Source organism: Niveispirillum sp. KHB5.9, from assembly GCF_048066115.1.
GTDB lineage: Bacteria > Pseudomonadota > Alphaproteobacteria > Azospirillales > Azospirillaceae > Niveispirillum.
The window spans coordinates 40,014-65,476 of the sequence record NZ_JBLTYX010000006.1 but is presented as its reverse complement, the minus strand read 5'-3'; the positions used below and the strand labels follow the sequence as shown (position 1 = coordinate 65,476).

At 65.5% G+C, this 25,463-nt stretch carries 21 protein-coding genes and 1 tRNA gene; 18 read left to right on the top strand and 4 right to left on the bottom strand.

Annotated elements, in window-relative coordinates; genetic code table 11:
- Window positions 1–44 precede the first annotated feature (44 nt).
- From ACM9HJ_RS12405 to ACM9HJ_RS12390, 4 genes are all read left to right on the top strand, one after another.
- Window positions 45–1,013 (top strand): aspartate carbamoyltransferase catalytic subunit, encoded by a 969-nt coding sequence (locus ACM9HJ_RS12405; protein WP_416572046.1) that lies wholly within the window; start codon window positions 45–47, stop codon window positions 1,011–1,013.
- Between the two features lie 61 nt (window positions 1,014–1,074).
- A complete protein-coding gene (locus ACM9HJ_RS12400; RefSeq protein ID WP_416572045.1) occupies window positions 1,075–1,656 on the top strand; it encodes a hypothetical protein in 582 nt (193 codons plus the stop codon).
- A 168-nt stretch (window positions 1,657–1,824) separates the two neighbouring features.
- The gene (locus tag ACM9HJ_RS12395) at window positions 1,825–2,541 is read left to right on the top strand and encodes a 2OG-Fe(II) oxygenase (protein WP_416572044.1); all 717 of its coding nucleotides are present in this window, start codon (window positions 1,825–1,827) and stop codon (window positions 2,539–2,541) included.
- 136 nt (window positions 2,542–2,677) lie between these two features.
- Window positions 2,678–3,808, top strand: coding sequence for a hypothetical protein (locus tag ACM9HJ_RS12390; protein WP_416572043.1), 1,131 nt, complete (start codon window positions 2,678–2,680; stop codon window positions 3,806–3,808).
- Between the two features lie 34 nt (window positions 3,809–3,842).
- On the opposite strand, the gene ACM9HJ_RS12385 is transcribed toward ACM9HJ_RS12390, so the two are convergent.
- Window positions 3,843–3,930: transfer RNA gene (locus ACM9HJ_RS12385), tRNA-Ser, on the bottom strand.
- Between the two features lie 205 nt (window positions 3,931–4,135).
- Here ACM9HJ_RS12385 and ACM9HJ_RS12380 point away from each other — a divergent pair.
- The 7 genes from ACM9HJ_RS12380 to ACM9HJ_RS12350 all read left to right on the top strand — a co-directional run bounded on the left by ACM9HJ_RS12380 (window position 4,136) and on the right by ACM9HJ_RS12350 (window position 13,309).
- Window positions 4,136–6,535: a response regulator gene (locus ACM9HJ_RS12380; protein ID WP_416572042.1), complete on the top strand. Its 2,400-nt coding sequence runs from the start codon at window positions 4,136–4,138 to the stop codon at window positions 6,533–6,535.
- Window positions 6,536–6,598: 63 nt separating this feature from the next.
- Window positions 6,599–7,000, top strand: coding sequence for a response regulator (locus tag ACM9HJ_RS12375; RefSeq protein ID WP_416572041.1), 402 nt, complete (start codon window positions 6,599–6,601; stop codon window positions 6,998–7,000).
- Window positions 7,001–7,108: 108 nt separating this feature from the next.
- Window positions 7,109–7,561, top strand: coding sequence for a GNAT family N-acetyltransferase (locus ACM9HJ_RS12370; protein ID WP_416572040.1), 453 nt, complete (start codon window positions 7,109–7,111; stop codon window positions 7,559–7,561).
- 69 nt (window positions 7,562–7,630) lie between these two features.
- Window positions 7,631–10,768 (top strand): ATP-binding protein, encoded by a 3,138-nt coding sequence (locus ACM9HJ_RS12365; RefSeq protein WP_416572039.1) that lies wholly within the window; start codon window positions 7,631–7,633, stop codon window positions 10,766–10,768.
- Window positions 10,769–10,776: 8 nt separating this feature from the next.
- Window positions 10,777–11,184: a response regulator transcription factor gene (locus tag ACM9HJ_RS12360; RefSeq protein ID WP_416572038.1), complete on the top strand. Its 408-nt coding sequence runs from the start codon at window positions 10,777–10,779 to the stop codon at window positions 11,182–11,184.
- A gap of 145 nt (window positions 11,185–11,329) precedes the next feature.
- Window positions 11,330–12,505: a PQQ-dependent sugar dehydrogenase gene (locus ACM9HJ_RS12355; protein ID WP_416572037.1), complete on the top strand. Its 1,176-nt coding sequence runs from the start codon at window positions 11,330–11,332 to the stop codon at window positions 12,503–12,505.
- A gap of 123 nt (window positions 12,506–12,628) precedes the next feature.
- Complete coding sequence (locus tag ACM9HJ_RS12350; protein ID WP_416572036.1) at window positions 12,629–13,309, top strand: class I SAM-dependent DNA methyltransferase; 681 nt, start codon at window positions 12,629–12,631, stop codon at window positions 13,307–13,309.
- An 88-nt stretch (window positions 13,310–13,397) separates the two neighbouring features.
- Here the strand turns inward: ACM9HJ_RS12350 and ACM9HJ_RS12345 are convergent, their stop codons facing one another.
- The gene (locus ACM9HJ_RS12345; RefSeq protein ID WP_416572035.1) at window positions 13,398–15,596 is read right to left on the bottom strand and encodes a molybdopterin cofactor-binding domain-containing protein; all 2,199 of its coding nucleotides are present in this window, start codon (window positions 15,594–15,596) and stop codon (window positions 13,398–13,400) included.
- A gap of 19 nt (window positions 15,597–15,615) precedes the next feature.
- Window positions 15,616–16,062, bottom strand: coding sequence for a (2Fe-2S)-binding protein (locus ACM9HJ_RS12340; RefSeq protein WP_416572034.1), 447 nt, complete (start codon window positions 16,060–16,062; stop codon window positions 15,616–15,618).
- 227 nt (window positions 16,063–16,289) lie between these two features.
- Between ACM9HJ_RS12340 and ACM9HJ_RS12335 the strand changes: the two genes are divergently transcribed.
- The 4 genes from ACM9HJ_RS12335 to ACM9HJ_RS12320 all read left to right on the top strand — a co-directional run bounded on the left by ACM9HJ_RS12335 (window position 16,290) and on the right by ACM9HJ_RS12320 (window position 20,334).
- Complete coding sequence (locus ACM9HJ_RS12335) at window positions 16,290–17,705, top strand: sigma-54-dependent transcriptional regulator (RefSeq protein WP_416572033.1); 1,416 nt, start codon at window positions 16,290–16,292, stop codon at window positions 17,703–17,705.
- Window positions 17,695–19,059 (top strand): sensor histidine kinase, encoded by a 1,365-nt coding sequence (locus ACM9HJ_RS12330; RefSeq protein ID WP_416572032.1) that lies wholly within the window; start codon window positions 17,695–17,697, stop codon window positions 19,057–19,059. The genes ACM9HJ_RS12335 and ACM9HJ_RS12330 overlap by 11 nt, the downstream gene beginning before the upstream one ends.
- A 227-nt stretch (window positions 19,060–19,286) precedes the next feature.
- A complete protein-coding gene (locus ACM9HJ_RS12325) occupies window positions 19,287–19,898 on the top strand; it encodes a LysE family translocator (protein WP_416572031.1) in 612 nt (203 codons plus the stop codon).
- Between the two features lie 133 nt (window positions 19,899–20,031).
- Window positions 20,032–20,334, top strand: coding sequence for an SCP2 sterol-binding domain-containing protein (locus tag ACM9HJ_RS12320; RefSeq protein ID WP_416572030.1), 303 nt, complete (start codon window positions 20,032–20,034; stop codon window positions 20,332–20,334).
- A gap of 15 nt (window positions 20,335–20,349) precedes the next feature.
- Here ACM9HJ_RS12320 and ACM9HJ_RS12315 read toward each other — a convergent pair whose 3' ends face one another.
- Window positions 20,350–22,896, bottom strand: coding sequence for a M10 family metallopeptidase C-terminal domain-containing protein (locus ACM9HJ_RS12315; RefSeq protein ID WP_416572029.1), 2,547 nt, complete (start codon window positions 22,894–22,896; stop codon window positions 20,350–20,352).
- Between the two features lie 219 nt (window positions 22,897–23,115).
- Between ACM9HJ_RS12315 and pyrC the strand changes: the two genes are divergently transcribed.
- Genes pyrC through ACM9HJ_RS12300 form a run of 3 tightly spaced genes read left to right on the top strand, consistent with a single transcriptional unit; the run spans window position 23,116 to window position 25,458 of the window.
- Complete coding sequence (gene pyrC / locus ACM9HJ_RS12310; RefSeq protein WP_416572028.1) at window positions 23,116–24,408, top strand: dihydroorotase; 1,293 nt, start codon at window positions 23,116–23,118, stop codon at window positions 24,406–24,408.
- Between the two features lie 25 nt (window positions 24,409–24,433).
- The gene (gene plsY, locus ACM9HJ_RS12305; protein ID WP_416572027.1) at window positions 24,434–25,045 is read left to right on the top strand and encodes a glycerol-3-phosphate 1-O-acyltransferase PlsY; all 612 of its coding nucleotides are present in this window, start codon (window positions 24,434–24,436) and stop codon (window positions 25,043–25,045) included.
- A 5-nt stretch (window positions 25,046–25,050) separates the two neighbouring features.
- Entirely contained in the window at window positions 25,051–25,458 is a 408-nt protein-coding gene (locus ACM9HJ_RS12300; protein WP_416572026.1) for a GFA family protein, read from the top strand.
- Window positions 25,459–25,463 lie beyond the last annotated feature (5 nt).

Here is a 25,463-nt window from a genome sequence, read left to right as displayed (position 1 = left end):
AGTCCCGCCCCGCCGATCCACGCCGCCAGCAGAGAGCACGCCCCATGGCCGCCCATCCGCACGATATCGACGCCCGCGCCGAGACGTTCAATCATCGTCACCTGCTGGGGATCGAGGGGCTGACGGCGCCGGAGATCAATCTGCTGCTGGACACGGCCGACCGCTATGTCGAACAGAACCGGGGCGACAACAAGGTCACGGCCAAGCTGTCCGGCAAGACCATCGTCAACCTGTTCTTCGAGAATTCCACCCGCACCCGCACCAGCTTCGAACTGGCCGCCCGCCGCCTGGGTGCGGACGCCATCAACATGTCGGTGGATGGCAGCTCCGTGAAGAAGGGCGAAACCCTGATCGACACGGCGATGACGCTGAACGCCATGCATCTGGACGCGCTGGTGGTCCGCCATCAGGAATCGGGTGCGCCCAAGCTGCTGGCCAGCAAGGTCAATTGCGCCGTCATCAATGCCGGTGACGGGCAGCATGAACACCCGACCCAGGCGCTGCTGGACGCGCTGACCATCCGCCGCCGCCTGGGCACGCTGAAGGGCCTGACCGTCGCCATCTGCGGCGACATCCTGCATAGCCGCGTGGCCCGGTCCAACATCCACCTGCTGAACATCATGGGGGCCAATGTCCGCGTCGTCGCCCCGCCCACCCTGATCCCCGGTGCGGTCGACCGGATGGGGGTGGAGGTGCATCATTCCATGGCCACCGGCCTGAAGGACGCCGACATCGTCATGATGCTGCGTTTGCAGCTGGAGCGCATGCAGGGCCAGTTCCTGCCCAGCCAGCGGGAATATTTCCGCTTCTTCGGCCTGGATTACGACAAGCTGTCCGTGGCCAAGCCCGGCGCCCTGATCATGCATCCCGGCCCGATGAATCGCGGCGTGGAGATCGACAGCCTGGTGGCCGACGATATCCATCGTTCGGTGATCCTCCAGCAGGTGGAACTGGGTGTGGCCGTGCGCATGGCCTGCCTGGATTTGCTGACTGCCGCGCGCAAGGCGGATTGAGGGAACCCGCGTTCCTCTCATCCGTTATGGGTGGAAAGCAACCATCCGGATGGAGGAGAGGGTGAGGACCCAACTGACGGCACTGGCCCTTTGCACCCTGCTGGCGGCTCCCGCACAGGCCCAGGGCGCTCTGTTCCGGCCGGACATCGTCGATTACGACGTACAGGTCGACAGCAAGGACGGCATGGTCACCTGCGGCTACAGCTACCGCGCCGTTTACAAGGACAATAACGGCAAGACCCAGGCCGCCATGGGGACCGTCAACCTGGTCTATAGCGGCGGCAAGGAACCCTCACTCTATTCTCACAAGAGCATCGCCGCCAGCTACAGCGACAGCCGGTACGAGATCAAGCGCCGGCCGGTGCTGCATTCCGCCATCGCGTCCAGGGATCTGAAGGTCAGCAGCCGCAAGGCCGACGGGCAGCGGGTGGAGGATTATTATCTCGCCACCCGCAACCTGAAGGACAGGGACTTCATTGAACTGTTCAGCAGTTCCATGGAAGGCTTCGTGCTGTCCCTGACGCTGGAAGGCGTGTCCGACGATCCGCAGATCCAGATGCCCTCCTTCCGGGAGATCGGCAAACCCGTCATCGGCGACCAGATCGCCCGCTGCATGCAGTCGGCCTCCGCGCGCGGGAAGTAAATACCACGGTCAAAATGTTTGACCGAAGGTAGGGCGGCGACCGCCGCCGCGCCGCACGTGCGGCGTAGCCAAGCCACGGATGTGGGCGCCGACGGTATAACCGCAAGGATCGGAATGCACCGGATCGGCGACCGGGCCATCATTGGCCATCGGTAACCATCCGGGGGCATGATGATGGAAGAGATGGCGGAACGGGTCGGGCGGTATGATTGGCCCGCTCTGGCGCGTGAACTGGATGCACAGGGCTGTGCCGTGCTGCCGGGGCTGCTGTCCCCGGCGGAGTGCGGGTCATTGGCCGGGCTCTATCCCGATGAGGGGCATTTCCGCAGCCATGTGGTGATGGCCCGGCACGGGTTCGGGCGCGGCGAATACCGCTATTTCCGCTATCCGCTGCCGGCCCCGCTCCAGGGGCTGCGCACAGCACTTTATCCGCGGCTGGTTCCCATCGCCAATGGCTGGTGCGACCGGATGGGGCTGGAAACCCGCTATCCTGCCGAACATGCGGATTTCCTGGCCCGCTGCCACCAGGCCGGCCAGACACGGCCGACGCCGCTGCTGCTGCAATATCAGCCCGGCGACTATAATTGCCTGCACCAGGATCTTTATGGCGACCTGTCCTTCCCCGTACAGACGGCCGTGCTGCTGTCGCAACCGGGGCGTGATTTCACCGGTGGGGAATTCGTCCTGACCGAACAGCGCCCGCGCATGCAGAGCCGGGCAGAGGTGGTGGCCCTGAACCAGGGCGACGCCGTGATCTTCGCCGTGCATGAACGCCCGGTGCAAGGCAGCCGTGGTCCCTATCGTGTGAACATGCGCCACGGGGTCAGCCGCATCCGCACCGGCATGCGGCATACGCTGGGCATCATCTTCCATGATGCGCGATAGGGCGGAAATACGGGGGAAACCGCGTGATCTGCCGGGATTCGCCACCCCTGGCGTCGCAAATAACAGACCACAGGCCATTTTCCTGCAAAAGGTGTCGTGCTATAAGCTAAACACAACCTAACTTAGAGGTGGCGATATGTCTGATAGCCCGACCCCTGCCGCTTCCGGCCAGCGGATTCCCACTTCCACCCTGCTGGCCGCTGCGCAAGCGGACGGTGCGGTGCAGATCCCCCTCCTCTATATCCCGCTGGGCGACAGCGCCAAGGTGGCCATCAAGGTGCAGGTGTCGGTCGATGGCTGGAACAACGGCCAGCCGGTCACGCAATTCTACGAGTTCGACACGGGCGGCAAGGGCTTCTGGCTGGATTCCACGACAATCTCCACCAGCGGGGTCACCTCGCCCGGCACGGTGGAAACCCTTTATACCAGCGGCAACTATTATTCGGGCCCGGCGGCGGCGGCCACCGTGTCCTTCCCCGGTGCGGTGGTACCGACAGGGACCGGGACGCCGGCCATCACGGCAGAGGTCGGCCTGATCACGACCTTCGACCAGTACCCGCAGGGCTCCATGATCCAGAGCACCGACCCGCTGGTGGTGGTGTCCCGCGCCACGGGGAAGCAGGTGTATCCCAAGGCAGCTTCCTTTCCCATCTTCACCGAATGCTATGGCGATTTCGGCGCCTCGCTGAACCCGACGGCCGGGCCGCCATCGCTGTCAAACCCGACGGCCGGCTTCCCCTCGCTTCTGAGTGTCCTGGCGCAATATCTGCCCACGAGAAGCGGCCTGGAGACGGGTTTCATCGTTTCCGTTCCCACAGGCGAGGGCGACACGGGCTGGCTGATCCTGGGCGTCGGCAGCCAGCTTTCGGCGCTGTTCACCACGGTCGTCACCATGAACCCCGGCACGCCGGACAGCTTCACCCTGCCCAACGGCAGCACCGTGCCCACCTATTCGGAACAGGTGATCAATGCGGACGTGACGCTTGGCAAACAGAACCTGCCCTCGCTGGGGATTTGCCTGGATACCGGCTGCCCGCATGTGGTGCTGCACGGGGGAACAAGCCTGGTCATCACCAATGCCGGCCAGAATATGGGGCCGCTGACCATCACCGTCGGCGCGACGCAGCTGATGCAAACCGACACTTACGCCACCATGCCCAGCCCGGCGACGCCCGATGGACCCGGCTATATCAATACCGGGGTGCAGAACTTCATGCCCTTCCAGGTGCTGTATAACATCGCCACCGGCAAGCTGTATCTCAGCTAGGGAGGTGCGAAATGCGTGGGGCACGGGGAAGGGCTGGCGGAAGCGGTGGGATTCGAACCCACGGTGAGTTGCCCCACGGCGGTTTTCAAGACCGCTGCCTTAAACCACTCGGCCACACTTCCTTAGTCCAGGGCCACACGCCTAGCCCAAACGCGCCCCAGGGGCAAGTCTCCTGAAGCGTTCGCGTGGGAAATGGACACAGGGCCTTGATATGCTTACCCTGGGATACGGACCGGACGCATTGACGCAGGACGGATGGTTAACGTTGCGTTTACAATTCGCTCCGCATAGTGCGCCCGCATGAATGACAGGGAAGGTCGTGCTTTCATGGGTGGGGATGATGCCGATGACCTGTTCGCGCCCGAAGAGGATGAGGTACCCCCCGGTGCGCCCGCCGGGCTGAACGGTTCTGCCCCCGCCGAACCGCCACCGCCGGCCCCCTGGCCCGTCCTGGTCGTCGATGACGATGAGGAGGTGCACATCATGACGCGGCTGGTCCTGTCCAAGCTGCGTTACAAGGACCGGCCATTGGAATTGCTGACCGCCCGGTCGGGGCCGGAGGCGGATGCCATCTTCCGCCAGCGCGAGGATATCGCCGTCGCCCTGCTGGACATTGTGATGGAGACCGACGATGCCGGCCTGCGGCTGGCGCGGCGTATCCGCGAGGAACATGGCAACAGCGACACCCGCCTGATCCTGCGCACGGGCCAGCCGGGCCAGGCGCCGGTGCGCGACGTCATCGTCAATTACGACATCAACGACTATAAATCGAAGACCGAGCTGACCTCGGAAAAGCTGTTCATCACCATCGTCACCGGCCTGCGCTCCTATGACAATATCCGCAGTGCCCGCATGGCGGAGAGCGCGTCCAAGCTGAAATCCAGCTTCCTGGCCGCCATGAGCCATGAGATCCGCACCCCGATGAACGGGGTGCTGGGCATGCTGGAACTGCTGGGCCATAGCAGCCTGGACGGCGACCAGCGCGACATGCTGCTGACCGCGCAGGATTCGGCCGGCGCCCTGCTGCGCATCATCGACGACATCCTGGATTTCTCCAAGATCGAGGCCGGGCGCATGGATATCGACCGGCATCCGGTCGATCTGGGCGCGGTGATCGAAGGCGTGGCCGACACGCTGGCCCCGGCGGCGCGCAAGAAGGGCCTGTCCTTCGACATCCATGTCGACCCCGCCATTCCCGCCGCCTTGATGGGCGATCCGGTGCGGCTGCGCCAGATCCTGTTCAACCTGACGGGCAATGCCATCAAGTTCACCGAACGCGGCGGCGTCACCGTCCGGGCCGAACGGCATCCGGATCCTGCCCCCGGTACGGCACGGGTGCGGGTGGCCATCACCGATACCGGCATCGGCATCGGCCCGGATCAGCAGGCCAAACTGTTCCAGCCCTTCGCCCAGGCGGAGGTTTCCACCAGCCGCCGCTTCGGTGGTACGGGCCTGGGCCTGTCCATCAGCCGGCGTCTGGTCGATCTGATGAAGGGTCATATCGGGCTGGACAGCGTGGCCAGCCACGGCTCCACCTTCTGGTTCACCCTGGACCTGGAAATCGCCGACGGCACCGCGACCGATTCGGCTACCGGCGCCGATATTTCCGGCCTGTCGGTGGCGCTCGACGTGGCGGAACCGGAACTGGCGCAGACGGTCGGCGTCTATCTGGCCAAGGCCGGGGCTGTACCCGTGGCGGCGGATGATCCGACCGCCGCCCTCATCATCTGCGCCGGGCGCAGCGGGGCCAGCTGGCCCGTGTCCGACAGCCCCCTGCCCGCCGTGCTGATCGCCGACGCGGATTCGCGCCGTCCGGCGGAGATGCCGGCCGCCACGCAGCTGGTGGCCCGGCCATTGCGCCGCACGGCCCTGCTGCGTGCCGTGGCGCTGGCCGCCGGTCGTGCCGTGGGTGCGACCGCCGCCCAGCCCACCATCCGCGCCGCTGCGCATGCACCGACACCGGAGGAAGCGGCGGCCGCCGGCCGCCTGATCCTGGTGGCGGAGGACCAGCGCGTGAACCAGATGGTCATCCGCCGGCAGCTTTCCATCCTGGGCTTCGCGGCGGAGATACATCCCGACGGGGCCACCGCCCTGGCCGCTTGGCGGCCGGGTGCGCACGGGCTGCTGCTGACCGACTGCAACATGCCGGAGATGGACGGATATGAACTGACGGCCGCCATCCGGGCGCAGGAGACGGCGCAGGGCCTGCCCCGCCTGCCCATCGTCGCCCTGACCGCCAATGCCATGGCCGGGGAGGATCAGCGCTGCATCAATGCCGGCATGGATGATTTCCTGGCCAAGCCGCTGGATCTGGCGCATCTGGAGCGCTGCCTGGGCCGCTGGCTGGGCGTTTCCCCGGCCGCCACCCCCGCGGCACCGGCGGCGGAGCCGGTGGCAGCCTCCCTCTTCGATCCCAGCATGACCATCGACCTGTTCGGCGGGCTGGAGGGGGAGGCGCGCGGATTTCTGGGCGAATTCACCGACAGCCTGCGCAGCCTGGGCCGGGAGGCGGAAGCCGCCTTCGCCGACGACGATATGGAAACCGCGCGGGCCCGCGTGCATGCCCTGGCCGGCGTGGCCAAGAATGGCGGCTCGCCCGCGCTCGGCGCCCTGGCCGACGGGGTGGAGAAGGCCCTGAAGGCCGGCCAGCATGCGGATGCGCGCATGAGTGCCCTGAAAATACCCGGCATGATTGATCGGGTTGTTGCCGCCATCGACGCTCTGTAGTCAACTATCTGCGGCCATGGTCGCAAGACTCAGGCTACATGCGCGTCGATGGGGAAGTTTGCGATGGTGGCCTATACCAGCTTCAGTCGGATGAATGCCCTGATCGTGGAGGATCAGGCCTTTATCCGCACTGTCGTGTCCCGCATCCTGAAGCAGCTGGAATTCAACCAGATCTGGGAAGCGGATGAGGGTACGGGCGGCCTGACCCTGGCGCTGGAACGCAAGCCCGACATCATCATCTGCGATATCGAAATGGCGCCCATGGACGGGCTGACCTTCCTGCAGCAGCTGCGGCAGCGGGAGGATCTCGGGCGGCGCACGCCAGTGGTCTTCCTGACCAACCACGCCCAGAAGGACATGGTGCTGAAGGCCAAGGATCTGGGCGTCAACGCCTTCATCGCCAAGCCGGTCACCGTCGTCGGCCTGCGCGACAAGCTGGCCGTATTGCTGAACAGCCGGCGGTGAAAGCCGTTTCGTGTTCCCTCAGGCGCCGGGCGGGCGCATCCGCGCCCTTGGCTCATGGCACCATGAGGTGCCGGGCCGGCAGTCGCCGGCCTTCAGCGGTCATCTCCGATGATCGCTGACTTGACCTTCACCTGGCAGCGGTTCAGCGATTTCGACATCGCCAGCCTCTACGCCATGCTGCGCTTCCGCCAGGATGTGTTCATCGTGGAGCAGCAATCACCCTATCCCGACCTGGATGGGCTGGACCCCGATTGCCACCATCTGCTGGTGCGGGATGTGGACGGCAATCTGGTCGCGTACCTGCGGGCGCGGGGTGCTACGAGCGACAGCCACGCCTTCATCGGCCGCATCGTGGTAGGGCCCGCCGGGCGCGGCACCGGCCTGGGCCGCCGGCTGGTGGCGGAAGGCCTGTCCTTCATGGATGCGACATATCCCGGTCACCCTATAGAGATCGGCGCCCAGCAGCATCTGGCTGATTTCTATGCCGGTTTCGGTTTCGTCACCGACGGCGCGCCCTATGATGATGGCGGCATCCCGCATGTGACGATGTGGCGGCGCTGACGCCCGGTTGAAATCCGGCGGCAATTATGGTCCGTTCACTATCCAAGATAGAAGAACGAGGCGCTGATCGTGCGGATACCGGTGCGGCACCTGCTGTTCTATGTGGCGGCCATCACGGCCGTCATCACCTTCCTGTGGCTGCAGGTGGCCGAAGCCAACCGGCGCCTGGAGGAACAGCGGCAGACGGCCCGCATCGACGTGGCGCGGCGGGTGGAACAGGCCGTGGGCACGGCGCTGGACTTCCTGGAACTGATGCATGCGCAGATGGAGGAAGGGCTGGTGCGGGCCGTGCCCGGCGCCCCGCCCTCCCCCCTGCGTCGCGCCATGGGCGAAGACCCGGACGGCGCCTACCGCCTGGAGATCCCGCCGCCGCCCTATGAAAAGGACCTTGTCGGCAACCTGACGGGCCTGGGCGGGTTGAAGAACCGCGGCGCCGGTTTCGAGGCTGAGGTGGAGGCGGCGCTGTCGCTGCACACCGCCTTCGCCCAGGCGCAGCGGCGCCTGCCCAACATTCCCTGGGTCTATTACATCTCCGCCAGCCGGTTCGAGTTCGTCTATCCCTGGGTGTCGTCGGGCGAGCTGCATTTCGCCGACAAGGACCTGGACATGGAATATTTCCAGGCCTCCCTGCCCGCCAGCAACCCGTCCGGCGAACTGTTCTTCTCCAAACTGTACGAGGATGATGGCGGCAAGGGCATGATGGCCACCATCGGCATGCCGGTCTATCAGGGCGACCGGCACCTGGGTGTGGTCGCCCTGGACATGACTGTGGGCTATCTCTCCTCCCTGCTGGATGGTTTCCCGGCCGGGTTCGGCACCTTGGTGCTGGTGGCACCTGACGGACAGGTACTGGGCCGGTCGGGCGGTGAAGGCCGCCGGCATCCGCCGGATACCGCCATGCAGGCCGCGATCACGGAAACGATCAGCCGCGACGGGCCCATGCGACTGGAAAAGGATGGCTGGACCTTCACCAGCCATATCCTGCGCAAATCACCCTGGCGCATGGTCATGGCCCAGGATGGGGCCGGGCACCTGCAATCGGTGGCGCGGGAAAGCACCCCGCCCATCCTGGTGGCGCTGATGCTGCTGGGCCTGATCGGTGGCATGGAATTCCGCCGCCGCACGGGGGCCCGCATCCGCCGCCAATCCAGGGATCTGGCCGCCACCAACCTGGATCTGGCCCGCGCCCGGGACGAGGCGGAACAGGCTACCCGTGCCAAATCCACCTTCCTGGCCACCATGAGCCATGAAATCCGCACGCCGATGAACGGCGTGCTGGCCATGGCGGAGATGGTGGCCGACACGCCCCTGAACGAGGATCAGCAGGGCATGGTCAAGGTGATCCGCGACAGCGGCGGTGCCTTGCTGACCATCATCAACGACATCCTGGACTTCTCCAAGATCGAGGCGGGGAAGCTGGATATCGAATGGATCGATACCGACATCCTGGCCCTGGCCGAGGGGGTGGGCGACCTGCTGGCGCGGCGGTCAGAGGAAAAGGGCCTGGCGCTGACCATCGATGTCGACCCCGCCCTGCCCCGCCATCTGGTGGCCGATCCCACCCGCCTGCGCCAGGTGCTGCTGAACCTGACCGGCAATGCCATCAAATTCACCGAGCATGGCGGCGTCACCCTGCGCCTACGCCGCCTGGACGACACCGGCGACGGCAAGGTGGGCCTGCGCGCCAAGATCATTGATACGGGCATCGGCCTGACCCCGGAACAGCAGGGCAAGCTGTTCCAGCCCTTCGCCCAGGCCGACGGGTCCACCGCCCGGCGCTTCGGTGGCACGGGCCTGGGCCTGTCCATCTGCCGCCGGCTGGTGGAACTGATGGAGGGCGAGATCGGGGTCACGTCGGAAGCCGGCGAAGGATCGACCTTCTGGGTCGAATTGCGGCTGGCCGAAGGGGCGGTGGATGAGACCGTCGTGGACGAACCCTCACTCTGGGGAATGCGCGTGCTGCTGCTGGGCGGGCTGCCGGCGGAACGGGCGGCACTGACCCGCACCCTGGCAGCGCGGGAGGCGGAGGTGGTTGAGGCCATCGACGAGGCCGGGGCCCTGGCCACCCTGCGCGCCGCCGCCGATGAGGGCATGCCGTTCCATGCCGTGCTGGTCGATGCCTATCCCGGCGACGGGGTGGGGCTGGACATTGCCCGCCGCCTGGGCCTAACCGATGGGACGGGCGGAGCCCGGACGGTGCTTGTCGCCCCCGTCTCGCTGGTCTCCACCCTGTCGGAGGCGGGTCGTGCCAAGGGCATTTTCGCCGCCATCCCCAAGCCGGTGCGGCAGGCGCGGCTGGTCAAGGTGGTGGCCGCATCCGACGGCCGCGCCTCGCTGGACGTCACGGCCACCATGGGCAGCAGCGAAACCGCCTGGCAGGCGCCGGAAACGGATGATGCCGTGGCTGCCGGCGCCCTGGTGCTGGTGGTGGAGGATAACGCCACCAACCAGATCGTCATCCGCCAGGCCATGCGCAAGCTGGGCTTCGCGGCGGAGATCGCGGGCAATGGGCTAGAGGGGCTGGCCGCCTGGCGCACGGGCCGGTTCGGTGTCGTGGTCACCGACTGCCACATGCCGGAACTGGACGGGTACGACATGACCCGTGCCATCCGCGTGGATGAGGGTGCCGCCGGGGAGGGCCGGCACGTCCCTGTCATTGCCCTGTCCGCCGATGCCGTCAGCGACGCCGCCCAGAAATGCCGCGATGCCGGCATGGATGATTATCTGACCAAGCCCATCGAACTGGCCAAGCTGGAGGCCGCCATCCTGCGCTGGGTACCGGCGACGGGCGGCTTGCGCCAGCGCGTGTCGGCGAAGCATGCCCCGCCGGTGGCGCCAGTTGCAGCCCCACCCGCCGCACCCCAGACCAACCCCGAAATCTTCGATCCCGCGCGGCTGAAGGAGATGTTCGGGCATCTGGATGCTGAAGCCCTGGGCCTGCTGGATGATTTCATGGTCCAGGCGGAGGAACGGGCGGCCGCCGTGGAAGCGGCGCTGAACCAGAGTGACCTGAAAGCCGCCAAGGACGGATCACATTCCCTGAAGGGCTCCGCCAACGGCGTCGGCGCGGTGGCCCTGGGCGACCTGTTCGCCCGGATCGAGGCGGCGTTGAAGCAGGATGACGAGGATACGGCTCAAGACCTGCGCTGGCACATCGCCGCCGCGTTCGAGGCGCTGCGCCACCAGATACGGATTTTGAAAGGCTGAGCAAACCCATGGCGGATGTCGATTTCACCAAGCTGAAGGTGCTGATCGTCGATGACGACCAGTTCTACCGCGGCATCCTGAAGCGTCTGCTGCTCCAGGTCGGGGTGCGCATGATCGCGGAGGCCGAGAATGGGGAGACCGCCCTGACCTCCATCACAAGGCTGAAGCCGGATGCCGTGCTGTGCGATATCGAGATGGAACCGGTGAACGGCATCGAGGTACTGCGTCGCGTCCGCACCTCGGACACGCCCCAGGTCGCCGACACCCCCATCGTCATGGTCACCAGCCATGCCACCAGCGACCTGGTGAAACAGGCCGTGGAGAACCAGGCATCCGGTTATCTGGTGAAGCCGGTATCGCTGACCGACATCCAGAAGCGGCTGACGGTGGCGGTACAGACACGCCGCGCAGTTTAAAGCGATCATCAGATCGCTTCGGCGGCGCCGGCGCTTGAGGAACATGAAGCCTGGACAACATATCATACAACTTGTTACTTGGCAGGCGCGGGCAAAGACCCCACATTGCGGACAAACCAATGTTTCAATGAAAGAAACCGCGCCGATGTCCCTGATGAAGAACACCCTGGCCGCCCTTGCCGTCACCCTGCTGACCGGCACCACCGCCGTCGCGGCACCCCAGGAGTTCACCACCTTCCCCGCGCCGAAGGCGCGGCATGATGTGAAGGTGACGGTCGTGGCCGACGGGTTGGACACGCCCTGGGCCATCGCCTTCATGCCGGACGGGCGCATCCTGGTCACCGAACGCACGGGCAAGGTCCGCGTCGTCAAGGACGGCAAGCTGCTGCCCGACGCCATCGCCGGCCTGCCGAAGATCGAGGAGGAGCGTCAGGGCGGCCTGCTGGACATCGCGCTGGACCCCGACTATGCCCAGAACAAGTACGTTTACCTGTCCTTCATGGAAAAAGCGGTGAAGGGCCCGGATGCCAAGCCGCGCGACCAGGACAAGGGCAACCGCACCGTCATCGCCCGCTTCACCGATGACGGCACGTCCTTCAAGGACATGAAGGTGCTGTTCAAGGGCGCCCTGGTTGATAGCGGCCTGCATTTCGGCAGCCGTTTCGCCTTCGACAAGGAAGGCCACATCTATTTCGGCATTGGCGAGCGTGGACAGCAGGATCGGGCACAGGATGTGCTGGACGCCGCCGGCAAGGTGTTCCGCCTGAACCGTGACGGCAGCGTGCCGACCGACAACCCGTTCGCGGGCCGCACCGACGCGCTGCCGGAGGTGTTCACCTATGGCAACCGCAACCCCCAGGGTCTGGCGACCCAGCCAAGCACCGGCCTGATCTGGGAAAGCGAACATGGCCCGCAGGGCGGGGATGAGATCAACATCATCCGGTCCGGCACCAACTATGGCTGGCCGGTCATCACCTATGGCAAGACCTACGGCCTGGGCCTGAAGATCGGCGAGGGCACGGAAAAGGCGGGGATGGCGCAGCCGGAACTGTATTTCGTGCCGTCGCTGGCGCTGGCCGGCATGACCTTCTATGAGGGCGGCGCCCTACCCTTCTGGCGCGGTGACCTGATCGTCGGCCTGCTGGCCGGCGGCATCGCCCGGCTGGATGTGGAAGGCGACAAGGTGGTGGCCACCGAACGGCTGCTGACCGACGAACTACCCCGCACCCGCGACGTGGCCGTGGGTCCCGACGGCCGCCTCTATGCCCTGATCGAGGCACCGGGCACGGATGGCAAGCTGGTGCGCATCGACCGGAAGTAAGTGGGATTGACGTTCATGGCGGGGCCGGATAGTTTCGGTCCCGCAGTGGCGCTGCTTTCCGATGTCGGGACTAAATCTACGCCCCTTTCCGTACCGGTGAACGGGAAACAGGGGACGTACGCCATGACCAATCACGACCAGACCATTTCCACCAATGAAGCCGGCTATGACCGCTGGTCGCGCCTTTACGACGCCTATCCCAACCCGACAGTGGCGGCCGACGATCTGGCCTTCCCACCCTTCTGGGCGCATCTGTCCGGCCTGAATGTGCTGGAGATCGGCTGCGGCACGGGGCGGCATACGGTGAAGCTGGCCCGGGCCGGCAACCGCGTGACAGGCATCGACCTGTCGCCGGGCATGCTGGAACAGGCCCGTGCCAAGCTGGCGGGATACCCCGTGACACTGGTGCAGGGCGATGTGATGGCCGGCACCGACATCCCTGGCGGACCGTTCGACGCGGCAATGACCGCGCTCGTCATCGAGCATATCGGCAATCTGACGGGCTTCTTCACGCGGGTGAAGGCACTGCTGAAGCCGGGTGCCGCCTTCTATATCTCCGAAATCCATCCCGACCGCACCGCCGCCGGCACCTTCGCCCATTTCAAGGATGAGCATGGGCAGGAGGTGGCGCTGGCCGGGTACCCGCACAGTGCTGCGGATGTGGAGGATGCGGTGCGCACCGCCGGCCTGATGGTGGAAGACAGCCGCGATGTGCCGGGCAATGCCGCCCTGGCAGCGCTGAACCCAAAATGGGAACGCCACCAGGGTAAGCCGATGCTGAAAATCTGGGTGCTGCGGGGATGATAGAGGCCGTAGGTCAGCCCGAGCCCTGACAAGCGACGGTGCCAATGATTGTCAGGGCTCGCCTTCGGCTCGACCTGACCTACGGCATTTACGCCCCCAACGCCTCCACCAACGGCAGATGCCGCAACCGCTTGCCGACCGCCGCCGACAACGCATTGGCCACGGCCGGGAAGGTCGGGGGCAGGCCCGGTTCACCCACACCGCCCAGCGCCTCACCGGAATTGATGAAATGCACATCGATGGTGGGCGGCGCTTCGGAATGGCGCATCAGGCGGTAGGTGTCGAAATTGCGCTGTTCCGCGTGGCCATCCTTCACCGTCACCGCCTCATACAGGCCCGCCGACAGGGCCATGATCACCCCACCTTCCATCTGGCTGCGTGCGCCGTCGGGCAGCACCACATCACCGCAATCCAGCACGGTGGTGACGTGATGAACCTTCGGCTGTCCGTCGGACACCGACGCTTCCACGACATGGGCGGACAGCGACCCGAAGCTGGCGAAGAAGCCGATGCCCTGGGCATGGCCGGCCGGCAGCTTCTTCTTGCCCCAACCCGACTTCTCCGCCACCAGATCGATCACCGCCAGCGCCCGCTTGTTGCCGGCCAGAAGCTGGCGACGGAAGGCCACCGGGTCCTTGCCGGCGGCCGCCGCCAGTTCATCGATGAAACATTCCAGGAAGAAGGCGTTGTGCGTGGCGCCCACGGCCCGCCAGGGGGACGCGGTAACCCGCACATGCCGACGCGCCCAGTCCAGCTTGAAATTGGGGAACTTGTAGGGAAGGTTCGACAGGTCCTGGACCGAGGATGTGTCCAGATCGTCCTCCTTGATGCTGCCCGGCGTGAATTCCGACCGCATGGAGGGGCCGGCAATGCGGATGGCCATGCCCGTCACCTCCCCCTTCGCGTCCAGCGACGCGGTCAGGCGGGCCATCTGCGCGGGACGGTAATAGCCACGGTCGAACTCATCCTCCCGCCGCCAGAAGAACTTTACCGGCGTGCCGGCCATGTCCTTGGCCACCTGGGCGGCACCGGGAATGCCGTCATCCATCAGGCGCCGGCCGAAGCCGCCACCCAGCAGCAGGGTGTTGACCGTCACCGCCTCGGCATCGATGCCGATGGTGCCGGCCGCCGTGCGGCGGGACCGGTCCTGCACCTGGGTCGGGGCCCAAAGCTCCAGCTTGCCATCCTTGAACAGGCCGGTGCAGTTCCACACCTCCATCGGCGAATGGCAGATATAGGGCACGCCGTAATCGGCGGTCACCGTCTTGGCGGCGGACTTGAAGGCAGCGGCCACATCGCCGGTGGAAGTGGCCGGAATGGCCTTTTCCGCGCCCAGCCCTTCGCGCATGGCGGCAGCCAGATCGGTGCTGTTGATCCCATCCTGCGGCGATGGCGCCATGGTGACGGTGACGGCATCGGCGCCTTTCATCGCGGCCCAGACGCTGTCGGCCACCACGGCCACGCCGCCCTGGATCTTCACCACCTTCTTCACGCCCTTGACCTTCAGGGCCGGGGCGGCATCGAAACTGGCGATATCGCCATGGAACACCGGGTTCAGCCGGGCGCAGGCGTACAGCATGCCGGGCAGGCGGAAATCCATGGAATAGATGGTTTCGCCGCGCGTCTTGGGCGGGATGTCCAGGCGCGGCACGCCCTTGCCGACATAGCGGCGGGTCTTGGGATCGCGCAGCACCGGGCTTTCCGGCGGGGTCAGCTTGGCGGCATCGGCCGCCACCTCCCCGATGCCCAGGCTGCGCTTGCTGGGCGCATGCGTCAGGCGGCCATTCTCCAGGCCGATACTGGCCGGATCGACCTTCCAGCGGTCGGCAGCCGCCTGCACCAGCAGGGCGCGGGCCTGGGCCGCCCCTTTGCGCAGATGATCGTTCCAGCGGCGCACGCCCTGGCTGCCACCCGACCCCATCGACCCGCCCCAGCGATAGGCATCGGCGGGGATGGCGGTTTCCACGCTCACATCCTTGAAATCCACCCCCACCTCATCGGCGATGATGGCAGCATGGGCCGTGTGCGTGCCCTGGCCCATCTCCGTGGTGGGGGAGACGATGACGACCTTGCCGTCCGGCTTCACCACCAGATGCGCCGTGACCATGCCGGCCCGCGCATTGGCGCCGGCCGCAGCGGCCCCCAGCGGCGGTGGTGCCGGCGGTGCATTCTGCGCACGCCCCGGCAGCGGCAGGGCGATGGCCACCGCCAAGCCACCCATACCGGCCAGGATGGCGCGGCGGGAAAGGTCGGATGCAAGGGTGATGTCGTGGTTCATTCTGTCCATGGCTCGATCCCCTTCCCGCTTACGACACGCCGGCGGCGCGCTTGATGGCGGCCTTGATGCGCGGATAGGTGCCGCAGCGGCAGAGATTGCCATCCATGGCCGCATCGATATCGGCATCGGTCGGCTTGGGCGTGTCGTTCAGCAGGGCCGCCGCCGACATGATCTGGCCGGACTGGCAGTAACCGCATTGCGGCACCTGCATCTCCTCCCACGTCTTCTGCAGGACATGGTTGCCGCCCAGCCCCTCGATCGTCGTGACCTTCGATCCGGCCACCGCCTCCAGCGGGATGGAACAGGAACGGGTGGCCACCCCGTCGACATGCACGGTACAGGCCCCGCACTGGGCCACACCGCAGCCGAACTTGGTGCCCGTCAGCCCGACAAGGTCCCGGATGGCCCAGAGCAGCGGCATGTCCGGATCGGCATCCAGCTTCTGCACCTTGCCATTGATGGTCAGTTCGATCATCGCCTCAATCCTTCCGCCAAGGATATTATTTGCCGACAGGATAATGATAACACCGGTGTCAGAGGCCGGGCATTTTGTTTCGGGTCGGTAAATGACATGTCAAAACTTGTCAGCGCAACGCTATATTCAGATGAATATTACGATCGATTGCGCGCCTGCAATCCCCTCGCCATTGCCAGGCAAAAACTGTACGTTTCCGGACAGTTCGTTCCCTGACTTGGTGGATCATGGCCGACCAGCCGCGCGTTCTGATCGTTGACGATGACGAGGATATCCTGGTCGCCGCCCGCCTGATGCTGAAGCGCGAAGGCATACTCTGCCACACCGAAACACGGCCCGACCGCATTCCGCAGCTTTTGAAGGACGGCAGTTTCGATGCCGTGCTGCTGGATATGAATTTCGCCATCGGCGCCAATACGGGGCGCGAAGGCTTCCAGTGGCTGAAGCGCATTGTGGAGATCGACGCGACCCTGTCGGTGGTGCTGATCACCGCCTATGGCGATGTCGGCACGGCGGTGGAGGCGATGAAGCAGGGGGCGGCCGATTTCGTGCTGAAGCCCTGGCAGAATGAACGGCTGCTGGCCACGCTGTCCTCCGCCCTGAAACTGACCGCGTCGCGGCGCGAGGCGCAGCAATCCGCCGCCACGACCAAGGAACTGGCCAGCGCCGTCATGGACGGCACGCCCAATACCATTGTGGGTTCGGCCCCCGCCATGGCCCGCATCTTCGCCCTGCTGGACCGCGCCGCCCCCACCGAAGCCAACGTTCTGATCCTGGGGGAGAACGGTACCGGCAAGGAGGTGATCGCGCGGGAAATCCACCGCCGGTCCAAGCGCCGCGATCAGGTGTTCGTGTCCGTCGATCTGGGCTCCGTCTCCGAAAGCCTGTTCGAGAGCGAGTTGTTCGGCCACAAGAAGGGCGCCTTCACCGACGCCAAGGAGGATCGGGTCGGCCGTCTGGTCGCCGCCAATGGCGGCACCCTGTTCCTGGACGAGATCGGCAATCTGCCGCTCTATCTGCAATCCAAGCTGCTGTCGGTGCTGGAACAGCGCGTCGTGATCCCCGTGGGCGGCACAAAGCCCATCGCCATCGATGTGCGGCTGGTCAGTGCCACCAACATGCCGCTGGACCAGCTGGGGCGGGAGGGTGTGTTCAGGCAGGATCTGCTCTACCGTATCAACACGGTGGAATTGCATCTGCCGCCCCTGCGCGACCGGGCCGACGACATCCCGGCCCTGGTGGAGCATTTCGTCGCCATCTATGCCCGCAAATACAATATGCCGGCCAAGAAGGTGGCACCGGCGGCTCTGCCCCGGCTGATGGCCTATCGCTGGCCCGGCAATGTCCGCGCCCTGCGTCATGCCGTGGAACGCGCCATGATCCTGTCGGGTGGGGCGCTGCTGGAAGCCGAGGATTTCTCCCTGCCATCGACCAGCGGTCAGGCCCCGGCGGCCGCCCCCGTCTCGGCAGCACCGGCCGCCAACGGCGCCCTGGTGCTGGACACGCTGGACCTGGAGGCGGTGGAGCGCGAGGCGATCCGCCGGGCGCTGGCCAAGCACCAGGGCAATATCAGCCACGCGGCCCAGGATCTGGGCATCACCCGCGCCTCCCTCTATCGCCGGATGGAAAAGCATGGGCTATAGGCGGTTCGAGCTGAATGTCACGCTGCGCGTGGCGATGCTGGCGCTTTCCTCCATGCTGCTGGGCATCATGCTGGTGGAGACGACCTATCGCGCCACCAGCTTCCTGGTGGGTCTCGCCATCCTGGCCCAGGTCGGCGGCCTGCTGCGCACCGTCACCAAGACCAACCGCGAGGTGGCGCGGTTCCTGGGTGCCATCGCCCATTCCGATTTCAGCCAGACCTTCCGCCAGTTGGACCAGGGGTCGGCATTCGATGAGCTTGGCGCCTCCATCACCCAGGTGATGGACAAGTTCCGCGCCAGCCGCGCCAATTCCGAAAAGCAGGCGGACTATCTGAACGCCATGCTGAACCAGGTCCCCGTGGCGCTCGCCGCCGTTTACGAGGATAACCGCGTCGAACTCTTGAACAATTTCGCCCACCGGCTGCTGGGGCCGGAGGAGCTGAGCCGGCGGACAACCGACGGGCAGTTGATCGCCGACGCGCTGCGCAGTCTGGCACCGGGGACGCGTACCCTGATCCGCGTGGCGGCGGGCACCACCGTCGGGCCGCAGCAACTGACCGTGACGGCCACCCGCCTGATCCTGGGTGGAGAATCCCGCTTGCTGCTGTCCCTGCAGAACATCGCCGGCGATCTGGAGGCAACGGAGGTCCGGGCGTGGCAGGACCTTGTGCGCGTCCTGACGCATGAGATGATGAATTCGCTGACCCCCATTTCGTCGCTCACCCGCACCGCGCAGGGCGTGCTGGCCGACCTGAAACAGAAGGTGGAGGGCAAGCCGGAACTGGTGGAGGAGATGCAGGACGCGGAAATGGCCATCGACACCGTGGCCCGCCGGTCCAACAGCCTGCTGCGCTTCGTGGAGCGTTACCGCCAGTTCACCTCGGTGCCCAAGCCGCAATTGTCGCGCATCAAGGTGAAAGAGATCACCGAGCGCCTGCAGCGCCTGATGGCCCCGGCAACGGAAAGCCACGGGGTTTCCATGGAGGTGCTGGTGCTGCCGCCGCAGCTGGAACTGCTGGCCGATGCCGACATGGTGGAACAGATACTGATCAACCTGCTGAAGAACGCGGTGGAGGCCATGCGCGACATGGGGGAGGCACGCGACGGCGGCCACCGCATCCGCCTGACCGCCCACCTGGACGAAGGCGGGCATGTCATCGTCAATGTCGGCGACAATGGCCCCGGCATCGCATCCGACGTGGCGGAGAAGATCTTCATCCCCTTCTACACCACCAAGCGCGAAGGCTCCGGTGTGGGCCTGTCGCTGGCAAGGCAGGTGATGCTGGCCCATGGCGGGTCGATCAACCTGACGCCAGACCCCGATGGCGGGTCGGTGTTCACCCTGCGGTTTTAGGGTATCAGCCCCATCCCTACCCACCGTCATCCTCGCGCATGCGGGGATCCAGCATAAGTGGCGTCTGCCGCGACATGGGCCTTATCGGCGCTGACCGCGCCTCACGCTGGATCCCCGCATGCGCGAGGATGACGGTGGAAGAGGCGGGCAAGGAAGCAAGGAGCGCATTCGCACGCCAATTGATCCGTGGTAGGATGCGTTATCCTCATGTCCCGCCGGTGAAACCCATGAACCTGACAGCACTTCTGATCTTCATCGGCATCTATGCCGTCGCCGTCGCCTCCCCCGGTCCCGGCGTGGCCGCCGTGGTCGCACGTGCCATGGGCACGGGCACGCGGCGTACCCTGCCCTTCATTGCCGGCATCGTGCTGGGCGACCTCACCTGGTTCGCGCTGGTGGTCGGCGGTCTGGCCGTGCTGGCACAGAGCTTCCAGATCGTCTTCACCATCATCAAGTATGCCGGTGCCGCCTATCTGCTCTACATGGCCTGGAAGCTGTGGCGCGCCCCCGCCCGGGGGATCGAGGAACAGCCGCAGGTGAAGGGCGAAGGGTTCAAGCTGGTGCTGGGTGGCCTGGGCATGACGCTGGGCAATCCCAAGACCATGGTGTTCTTCCTGGCCATCCTGCCGCAGGTGATCTCGATCTCCGCCATGACGCCGCTGGCCATCGCCGAACTGTGCTTTGTGATGGTGGTGGTGCTGAGCGCGATCATGACCGGTTATGCGATGCTGGCCGACAGCGCCCGCCGCTTCATCGCCACGCCGGAACGCATGCGCGCCGTGAACCGCGCCACGGGTGGGGTCATGGCGGGTGTCGCCGTGGCAGTGGCTGCCCGGTAACCCCTTCCCCCACAAAACCTATCCTTCCGAAAGGCCGGCGATGCCCCGCATCCCGGCCTTTTCCTTGCCTGGACGCCCCGAATAGGCTATTTTCCGCTTACGTAAACGTTAATAACAAAGCTTTGAGGATGCCATGACCATCGACCAGATCGAAGCCCAGATGAAGGCCCGCGCCATGAATTTCGTGGGCCTGGGCGCTTTGGTGAAGTTCGACCTGGGCGGCGGTGAGGCTTTGTTCATCGATGGCCGCAAGACCCCGCCCACCATCGCCCGCGAGGGTGCCACCCCCGACACGACCCTGACCATTTCCAGCGACAACCTGATCAAGCTGGCCGAAGGCAAGCTGGCCCCGACGCTGGCCTTCATGACCGGCAAGCTGAAGGTCAGCGGCAACATGGGCATCGCCATGAAGCTGTCCAACATGCTGGAAGATTGATCTCTTCCTCGGCGGTTACATCAGCCAGTATTCGTCGGACGGCACATCCGCCTGTCCGACGATGCTGGCCACCGGCTCCGCAGGCGCCGCTGCCGCCGCAGCGGCGATCTTGTCCGTCACCACCGACACGGTGATGCGGTAATTGCGGGCGCTGGAACTATAGGCCGCCAGTTCCAGATAGACGTCCTCCGCCTCCTGCGTGAAGAACTCCATCGTTACCGATGGATAGCGGCCATATTCGTAATCCACGACGACATTGTCCTGCCCGCGCAGGCTCAGTTCCGCCAGCGTGGTGGTGCTGTTGCCCGACTGGTTCAGGAATTCCAGCACCACCTTGTAATTCGTATAGGCCTCCCCCCGGAACAGGAACCAGTCGCCGTCGCTGGTGTCGGTGAAGGCGTCCGTCGTGGCCGTGCCCACCACCAGCCGGTGATTGGTCTGGTCGGTGCCGAACGGCGTGCCGGCCGTGCGGTTGCCGGCCAGATATTGCTTGGTGGCCTGCATCTGCCAATCGTCGCCGGTGATACTGTTGGCCATCGCATAGGCGGTGACATCGAAGGAACCCGTGCTGCGGCCTTCCGCAAAGCCGTTGGTCAGGTAATGGCGGGTCAAGGCCGCCACGTCATAGCCCAGCACGTTGACCAGATCCGGGTTGGACCCGGCATAATCATAGGCGTTGAACCGCTGGTACGACCGCCCCTCCGCGGCACCATAGTTGAAGTAATGGCTGTAGGCCGCATCCAGATTATAGCCGAAGGCACGGATCAGATCGGGGTTCGACGCCAGATACTGGGCCGCATCGAACCGCACCTCCCGATATTCCTTCACCCCGTAATTCAGGTAATGCGACAGGCCGGCGGATGGGTTCATGCCGAAAGCGGCGCGCAGGTCGGCATAGGATGCGATATAGGCCAGGCCGCTGAAGGTGATCGAGGCACCCTTGGTGTATCCGTTCTGCACATAATCCAGCATCCCGCCCACGGCGCTGACACCGATCGTATCGATGCGCGCCGTGTCGCTGGCGATATAGGACAGCGCGTCGAACCCGCCCAGCGGCCGGCCTTCCTTGTAGCCATATGTGATGTAGTGGCGGGTGGCCGCCCCGAAATCCAGGCCGAAGGCGGCGATCAAATCCTTGTTGCTGGCCAGATAGTCCAGCGGATTGAAACTGTCCAGGCTGCGCCCCTCATGCTGCCCGAATGTCAGCCAATGCGCCTTGCCCGCCACGGGGTCGGCACCGAAGGCATTGATCAGATCGGGGTTGGAGGCGACATAGAGCAGCCCGTTGAAATCCAGCGCCGCCACCTGGTCCCTGGTCAGTGTCTGGCCGGCCCCGGCGGTGAAGACGAAGCTTTCGACATTGCCGACCAGCAGGCTGCCCGTCGGGCCCTTCAGGGTCAGGGTGCCGTCGGCATTGGTGGTGGTGCGATAGACGTCGCTGCCGCCCAGCAGGCGCAGCGTATCGGTGCCGGCCCCGCCATCGACACTGTCATTGCCGCCACCGGCCAGGATGATCAGATCGTCGCCGGCCCCGGTGACGATGCGGTTGGCCAGCCCATTATCGCGCACCGTGTCGGTGCCCGACCCCGTGGTCACGTCGGCGATATAGGTGGCAAAGGCGATGGACAGGTTGCGGGTCAGGCCCGCCGCATCGGAGAAGGAACCGGGCCGCAGATCGACATTCGACGTGGCCGTAAAGCCCGACAGGTCGAGCGTGTTGCGCCCGCCGCCATCCCAGATGGTGACCACCGGCTGGGTATTGACCGTGAAATCCAGCACAGAGCGCCCGGCCGTGCTGTTGAAGCCATAGACCGTGTCGCCGGAACGGGTGGCATAGTTGCGGCCATAGAAATCCTGCACGGCCAGCACATCATAGATCAGCGGCGTGGCCGCATATTTGCGGGCGTGGCTGGCGCCCGTCTCCGACGCGGAGAAATAGGACATGATGGTGTATTGCCGGCTATCCTGCATGAAGTCGGCATTGTTGGCGTAGGTGACCTCCGTGTTGCCATCGTCGGACGCGTTGTAATCGCCCGGATGCAACAGGCCCAGCGCATGCCCGATCTCATGCAGCAAGGCGGAGAAATCGTAATTGCCCGGCGTGCGCCCGCCCCATATGTCGGTGGCGCTGTCGAAATTCACCCAGACCGGGCGGTTGCTGCCCGACGTGAAGGCGAAGCCCCACACCCCCTCCCCGATCGTGTCGGAATTGGAGAAGGTGATCTGCCCCTGCCGGGCCGATGACGTGGCATTTTCCGAAAAGCGCAGATTGGCCACGTCCGACCAGAGGCTGAACGCCAGGCGCACCGATTCCTTCTGCGCGTCGGTGAAGGGGTTGAAGCCGGTATAGTCGGAACCATTGCTGCCCGACGGCTTGGTGGTGGGGAAGCTGAAACCGATGGTCTGATAGGGCGCCCAGGCGCCGCCATCGGCATCCTGCAGGCGTTCGATGAAATCGGCGTCCGACAATACTGGTTTGCCGCCTGCCGCCGCCGCACTGGCCGCCAGTTCAGCCGTGGTGATGGCGTGGATCTCCTCGGGTCGGCCGCACAGAACGCACATGATGTCCCACACCCCACTAGAGACGAACCTGTGGAAAGCCTATCAGATGCACGTGATCGGGTGACAGCAGTGCATAAGGATGGCCCCGATCTTATCACGCTGCCCATGGCATCGGCCCAGCGTTCGCCTTTAATTTCAACCAACGTCCGCGAAATCAGCAAGCCGCCCGCCGCCCGCCTCTGGTAAAGAACCCCGACGCCGCCAGGGAGACCATCCGCCATGACCCAGCCCGTGCTTTACCGCAATGCCCGTCTGATCGACCCGGCCAGCGGGTTGGACCAGATCGGCGACCTGCTGACGGTGGGCGAAGAGATCGCAGCACTCGGCCCCGATGCCGCATCCCGGGGCGTGCCCGACGGTGCGGAAATCGTCGATGCCACCGGTCTGGTCCTGGCCCCCGGTCTGGTCGATCTGCGCGCCCAGGTGGGGGAGCCGGGGCTGGAGCATAACGAGACCCTGCAGACCGCCAGCCGCAGTGCAGCGGCCGGCGGCATCACCGCGCTGGCGGCATTGCCCAATACCGATCCGGTCATCGATGACGAGGCCGGTCTGGAATTCATCGCGCGCCGGGCGCGCGAGGTCAAACTGGTGAAGATCTTCGCCTATGGCACCGTGACGCGGGAAACGGCGGGCAAGGAGATCGCGGAGATCGGCCTGCTGGCAGAGGCCGGCGCCGTGGGCTTCACCGATGGCGGCCCCATCGCCGACCCGGCCCTGATGCGCCGCGCGCTCGCCTATGCCGGCGGCTTCGGCCAGACCATTTTCCAGCACCCCAGCGAGCCGCGTTTGGCCGGCGGGGTGATGAACAGCGGCGAGCTGGCCACCCGCCTGGGCCTGGCCGGCATTCCCGCCATGGCGGAAGTCATCATGCTGGAGCGCGATCTGCGGCTGGTGGAGATGACGGGCGGGCGCTACCACGCCGCCAACATCTCCACGGCCGAATCCGTCGCCGTCATCCGCCGTGCCAAGCAGCGCGGGCTGAAGATCACCTGCGACACCGCCCCGCCCTATTTCGCCCTGACCGAAGTGGATGTCGGCGATTACCGCACCTTCTTCAAGCTGTCGCCGCCGCTGCGGGGCGAGATGGACCGCCGCGCCATCATCGAGGGGCTGGCCGACGGCACCATCGACGCCATCGCGTCCGACCACCAGCCGCACGACCAGGACAGCAAGCGCGTGCCCTTCGCCCAGGCGGCGTTCGGCGCCGTGGGGCTGGAGACGCTGCTGCCTTTGACGCTGGAACTGGTGCACAAGGGGGCCCTGCCCCTGTCCCGCGCGCTGGCGGCCGTGACCTCGATTCCCGCCAATATCCTGGGCCTGGGCAAGCTCGGGCGCCTGTCGGTGGGTGGTCCTGCCGATCTGGTGCTGTTCGATGCCGACCGGCCCTGGTGCGTGGAGGCCGAGAAACTGGCGTCCAAATCCAAGAACAGCTGCTTCGACCGCCGCCCGGTACAGGGCATGGTCTTGCGCACGGTCGTGGATGGGCGCACGGTGTTCGCCCGTACCGTGTGACGCATCTAAACAAGAAGAAATGACCATGGCCGAACTGTCTCCCCTGGTGCTGATCATCGCCCTTGTCGGCGGCTATCTGCTGGGGTCCATCCCCTTCGGCCTGGTCCTCACCCGCCTGGGCGGTTATGGCGATATCCGCAAGATCGGCAGCGGCAATATCGGCGCCACCAATGTGCTGCGCACCGGCAACAAGCCGCTGGCACTAGCCACCCTGCTGCTGGACAGCGGCAAGGGCGCCATCGCCACGCTGATCGCGCTCTATCTGGCGGGTACCGAAGCCGGAATCGCCGCGGCGGCCGGCTCCATGCTGGGCCACAGCTTCCCCATCTGGCTGGGCTTCAAGGGCGGCAAGGGGGTTGCCACCTCGCTGGGCGTGCTGCTGGCCATTTCCTGGCCCGTGGGTCTGGCGGCCTGCGTCACCTGGCTGCTGGCGGCGGCGATCTTCCGCATCTCCTCGCTTTCGGCCCTGATCGCCGTGGGCTTGAGCCCGGTGGTCGCCTGGTTCCTGGCCGGTCCCGCCATCGCCGGGCTGGCTTTGTTCATCGCCGTCCTGGTCTATATCCGCCACAAGGACAATATCGCCCGGCTGCTGAAGGGCCAGGAGCCGAAGATCGGGGCGAAGAAGAAGGACGCGTAAGCCAGATGGAAAAACTTAATCCCGGCAGTTGCCTGTGCGGTGCCGTGCGTTTTCAGATTTCCGGCGACTTCCAGAGCTTCTTCCTCTGCCATTGCTCGCGCTGCCGCAAGAATACCGGCTCCGCCCACGCCGCCAACCTGTTCTCCACCAGTGCGACGATCAACTGGCTGTCCGGTCTGGACCATATCAGGGGATATCGCGTCCCCGACACCCGCCACGAACGCTGCTTCTGCGACATGTGCGGATCGGCCCTGCCCATTCAGCAGATCGGCGGCGCCCTGCTGGTCGTGCCGGCGGGAAGCCTGGATGGGCTGGTCGATATCAAACCCACCGCCCATATCTGCTATGGCAGTCGCGCCGATTGGGATGAGGAGTTGGGCGCCGTACCGGTGCTGGACGGGCTTCCGGGCTGACGCCC